Below are 4295 nucleotides of genomic sequence, written 5' to 3'. Positions count from 1 at the left end.
GGCCGGCAGGCCACCGGAGGGGGTTGTCGTGACGGGCCCGGTCGGAAAGGACATGGTGCACTGATGAGAAGGCTGACCCGTACGGTCGCTACGGCCGCGCTGGCCACCGCCCTCGCCCTTGTCTCCGCCGCACCATGGTCAGCTCAGCTGGCTGCTTCGATCTTGACGAGGTTGACCCGCTGGAACAGGTCCATCTCCACGTTCTTGACCTTGGACGAGTGGCCGAACACGTTCTCGCCGAAGCGGAGCGGGATCACCGGCATGTCCTTGGCCAGGATGTCCTCCGCCTGCTGGTACTTGGCGATCGCCTCGTCCTGCGTCTTGGCGGCGGAACCCTCCTTGACCAGCTTGTCGAACTCCGGGTTGCTGTAGCCGTAGTAGTTCGACGAGCCGTTCGTGCTGTACAGCGGGCCGAGGTAGTCCTCCATGGTCGGGTAGTCCATGACCCAACCCATCCGGAACGCACCCACCGGCGTCTTCTTCTCGACCTTGGTCAGCAGGTCGGCGAACTTCGGCTCGACCGAGCCGACCGCGTCCACGCCCAGGTTGGTCTTGAGCTGGTTGACCGTGGCGTCGACCCAGTCCTTGTGCCCGCCGTCGCCGTTGTACGAGATGACGATCTTCGACGGACCGCCGGCGGCCTGGTAGAGCTTCTTGGCCTCGGTCGGGTTGAACTGGGCGGCCTCGCCCGCGGTGTCCTCCCGGTAGCCCGGCAGGACCGGCGAGACGAAGGAGCGCGCCGACGTCTGCGAACCCTTGAAGACCGACTTGGTGATCTCGTCACGGTCGATCGCCATCGAGATGGCCTTGCGCACGTCCGGCTTGCTGTAGTCCTTGTCGAACGTCGGGAACGCGAGGAACTGGAACGACGACATCGGGCTGGTCTTGTACCGGTCACCCAGGTCGCTCGGCGCGGTGCTCAGGCTCTCGGTCGGGATCGTGGGCAGCACGTCCAGGTTGTCCGCCAGGACGTCCGCGTAGGCCGCGGTGAGCTGCTGGTAGATCCGGAACTCGATGTTCTTGACCTTGGGCTTCTCGCCCGGGTACGCGTCGTAGCGCTCGACGTCGATCTTGCTGTCGTGCTGCCAGGTGCCCTTCATCTTGAAGGGGCCCTGCCCGATCGGCGCCTGCTCGTAGGAGTCCTTGAGCACGCCCGGAGCCGAGAACGCGGCGTCCGGCATCGGGAAGAACGCGTTGTAGCCGAGCGTCGTCTTGAAGTCGATGTACGGCTCGGAGAGCGTCGCGGTGAAGGTGAGGTCGTCGACCTTCTTCAGGCCGGACATCTCCTTGGCCTTCGGCGCCTTGCCCTGCAGGTCGGCGTAACCAGCGATCTTCTCGAAGAAGGGGTTGGTGTCCTGACCGTTCGGGGCGTACGCGCCGTAGTTCCAGGCGTCGATGTAGTTCTGGGACGTGACCTTCTCACCGTTGTGGAAGGTGAAGCCGTCCTTGATCTTGATCGTCCAGACCTTGTTGTCGGACGAGGTGATCGACTGAGCGGCGACCTCGTACGGCTTGTTCTGGGCGTCGTAGTCGACGAGCGGGCTGAACAGGCCGGCGATCACCTGCGACCCGGACGTCTCGGTGGTGTTTGTGGGAACCAGGTGCTTCGGCTCGGCGATCTGGATGCTGACCACCGAACTGTCGCTGCCACCGGATCCACCGTCTCCGCCGCTGCCGCAGGCCGCGAGGCCCAGCGTCACCGCGAGCGGGAGGGCGGTCCAGGCGGCGAGTCTACGAACTCGCATTGAGCCTCCTCATCTCCTCACGCTGCGCAGTCAGGCCCGACGCTGGGTTTACGCTGCGCAACAAGCGGTAACGGTAGGTCGGTGACGGGCCTTCGACAACGACGCGGTTGCGGGTGGGTAACGGTCCGGGGTTGATTCAGTTGTCGAAGGCGAGTGAATCTGCTACCCCAAATCGGACTCACTGACGTTGGCCTGCTGAAATCCCGACGTTTGACGTTGCGTTCGAACCCTCCCGGTCAGGTCGACGCCGCCTGGGGCGGCCGTCCCATCTCCGTGGATCAGGCCCGCCCTGTCTGGTTCGACAGTGATCGAATCCACAGATTGTCACTGAAAGTGACTAGCAACACCTCACGCAGGGTTACTCCAGTGGCAGTCACTCCGACGCGACCCGGCCCGTCCGATGGCCGCCCCACCGCAGTGGGCGGCGGACGGCCCGGAGCGAGGTCGTCTGATCCGCGGGCGGTGGCCGTGAGACGATCTGGTCGTGACGGCGACGCTTCTGGACGGCAAGGCAACCGCAGCGGAGATCAAGGACGAGCTGCGCATCCGGGTGAAGGCACTGGCGGAACGCGGCATCACCCCCGGGCTCGGCACGGTCCTGGTCGGGGCGGATCCGGGCAGTCAGGCGTACGTCAACGGCAAGCACCGCGACTGCGCCGAGGTGGGCATCGCCTCGATCCGCCGCGAACTGCCGGCCGACGCCACCCAACAGCAGGTCGACGACGTACTGGCCGAGCTGAACGCCGACCCGGCGTGCCACGGCTACATCGTCCAGCTGCCGCTGCCGGCCCACCTCGACACCCAGCGGGTGCTGGAGTTGATCGACCCGGACAAGGACGCCGACGGCCTGCACCCGGTCAACCTGGGTCGGCTCGTGCTCGGCTACGACGGTCCGCTGCCGTGCACGCCGCGCGGCATCGTCGAGCTGCTCCGCCGGCACGACGTGGCGCTGCGCGGAGCCACCGTCGCGGTGGTCGGTCGCGGCAACACGGTTGGCCGACCGCTCGGCCTGCTGCTCACCAGGCGCAGCGAGAACGCCACTGTCACCCTCTGCCACACCGGCACCCTCGACCTCGCCTCGCACACCCGGGCCGCCGACATCGTCATCGTCGCGGCCGGCGTACCGGGTCTGCTCACCGCCGACATGATCAACCCGGGCGCGGTGGTGGTGGACGTCGGCATCACCCGCGTCATCGGAGCGGACGGCAAGGGCCGCTACACCGGCGACGTGGACCCGGAGGTGGCCGAGACGGCCGGCGCGCTGGTCCCCATGCCCGGCGGCGTGGGCCCGATGACCCGGGCCATGCTGCTCACCAACGTCGTCGAGCGCGCCGAGCGCGGCTGAACCGGACGCCGGCGACGCCGGTGACGTTCGACCCATCCCGGCGACGGCCGCCGCCCCTGCCCTGTTCGGTGCCAGGATGACTGATACGGTCCGGAAAACCGACTGGTATCAGGGAGTGGGACGACCATGGGTAAGAAGGTCACTGTCGTCGGGGCTGGCTTCTACGGCTCCACCACCGCACAGCGCCTGGCCGAGTACGACGTCTTCGACACCGTAGTGATCACCGACATCGTGGAGGGCAAGCCCGCGGGCCTCGCGCTCGACCTCAACCAGTCCCGGGCCATCGAGGGCTTCGAGACCAAGGTGGTCGGCGTGACCACCGGCCCCAACGGTGAGGGCTACGAGAGCATCGAGGGCTCCGACGTCGTCGTGATCACCGCTGGTCTGCCGCGCAAGCCCGGCATGAGCCGGATGGACCTGCTGGAGACCAACGCCAAGATCGTCCGCCAGGTCGCCGAGAACGTCGCCAAGTACGCCCCGAACGCCGTCGTCATCGTGGTCTCCAACCCGCTGGACGAGATGACCGCGCTGGCCCAGCTCGCCACCCAGTTCCCGAAGAACCGGGTGCTCGGCCAGGCCGGCATGCTCGACACCGCCCGGTTCAGCAACTTCGTCGCCGAGGCGCTGAACGTGCCGGTGGCCTCGGTACGCACCCTGACCCTGGGCTCGCACGGTGACACCATGGTCCCGGTGCCGTCGAAGAGCACCGTCAACGGCAAGCCGCTGCGCGACGCCATGCCGGCCGAGCAGATCGAGGAGCTGGTCGTCAAGACCCGCAACGGTGGCGCCGAGGTGGTCGCGCTGCTCAAGACCGGTTCGGCCTACTACGCCCCGTCCGCCGCCGCAGCGCGGATGGCGAAGGCTGTCGCGGAGGACTCCGGCGAGGTCATGCCGGTCTGCGCCTGGGTCGACGGCGAGTACGGCATCTCCGGTGTCTACCTGGGTGTCGAGGCCGAGATCGGCGCCGAGGGCGTCAAGCGGGTCGTCGAGACCGACCTGGACGCCGACGAGCGCGCCAGCCTCCTGGAGGCTGCCGAAGCCGTCCGCGCCAAGCAGGGCGACATCTCCAGCATGTAGTTCCCCCGAACCACAGCATCAGCGAAGGGCGCGGGGGGGGTGGGGGGGGGGCCCGAGCCGCAGGGCGCACAACAGTAAAAAAAAAACACCAAAAAAAAAGAAGTGTGAGAGGGGGTGGTGGGGTTTGG

3 protein-coding genes are annotated in these 4295 nt (G+C 67.2%); 2 read left to right on the top strand and 1 reads right to left on the bottom strand.

The window, feature by feature from the left end:
• Positions 1-143: 143 nt before the first annotated feature.
• A complete protein-coding gene (locus ABZ749_RS30505) occupies positions 144-1745 on the bottom strand; it encodes an ABC transporter substrate-binding protein (RefSeq protein WP_357233820.1) in 1602 nt (533 codons plus the stop codon).
• Between the two features lie 484 nt (positions 1746-2229).
• Here ABZ749_RS30505 and ABZ749_RS30500 point away from each other — a divergent pair, with 484 nt between their 5' ends.
• Both ABZ749_RS30500 and ABZ749_RS30495 read left to right on the top strand, forming a co-directional pair.
• Positions 2230-3090: a bifunctional methylenetetrahydrofolate dehydrogenase/methenyltetrahydrofolate cyclohydrolase gene (locus tag ABZ749_RS30500; RefSeq protein WP_088950132.1), complete on the top strand. Its 861-nt coding sequence runs from the start codon at positions 2230-2232 to the stop codon at positions 3088-3090.
• Between the two features lie 126 nt (positions 3091-3216).
• Positions 3217-4167, top strand: coding sequence for a malate dehydrogenase (locus ABZ749_RS30495; RefSeq protein ID WP_112583765.1), 951 nt, complete (start codon positions 3217-3219; stop codon positions 4165-4167).
• Positions 4168-4295 lie beyond the last annotated feature (128 nt).

Source organism: Micromonospora sp. NPDC047753 (genome assembly GCF_040642735.1).
Classification (GTDB): domain Bacteria; phylum Actinomycetota; class Actinomycetes; order Mycobacteriales; family Micromonosporaceae; genus Micromonospora.
The sequence above is the reverse complement of the archived record's forward strand: the minus strand, read 5'-3'. Positions and strand labels throughout refer to the sequence as shown.

What these genes read in the sequence shown, in the direction of transcription:
- ABZ749_RS30505 (WP_357233820.1), bottom strand. Translation starts at nt 1,745, where the DNA reads ATGCGAGTTCGTAGACTCGCCGCCTGGACCGCCCTCCCGCTCGCGGTG.
- ABZ749_RS30495 (WP_112583765.1), top strand. Translation starts at nt 3,217, where the DNA reads ATGGGTAAGAAGGTCACTGTCGTCGGGGCTGGCTTCTACGGCTCCACC.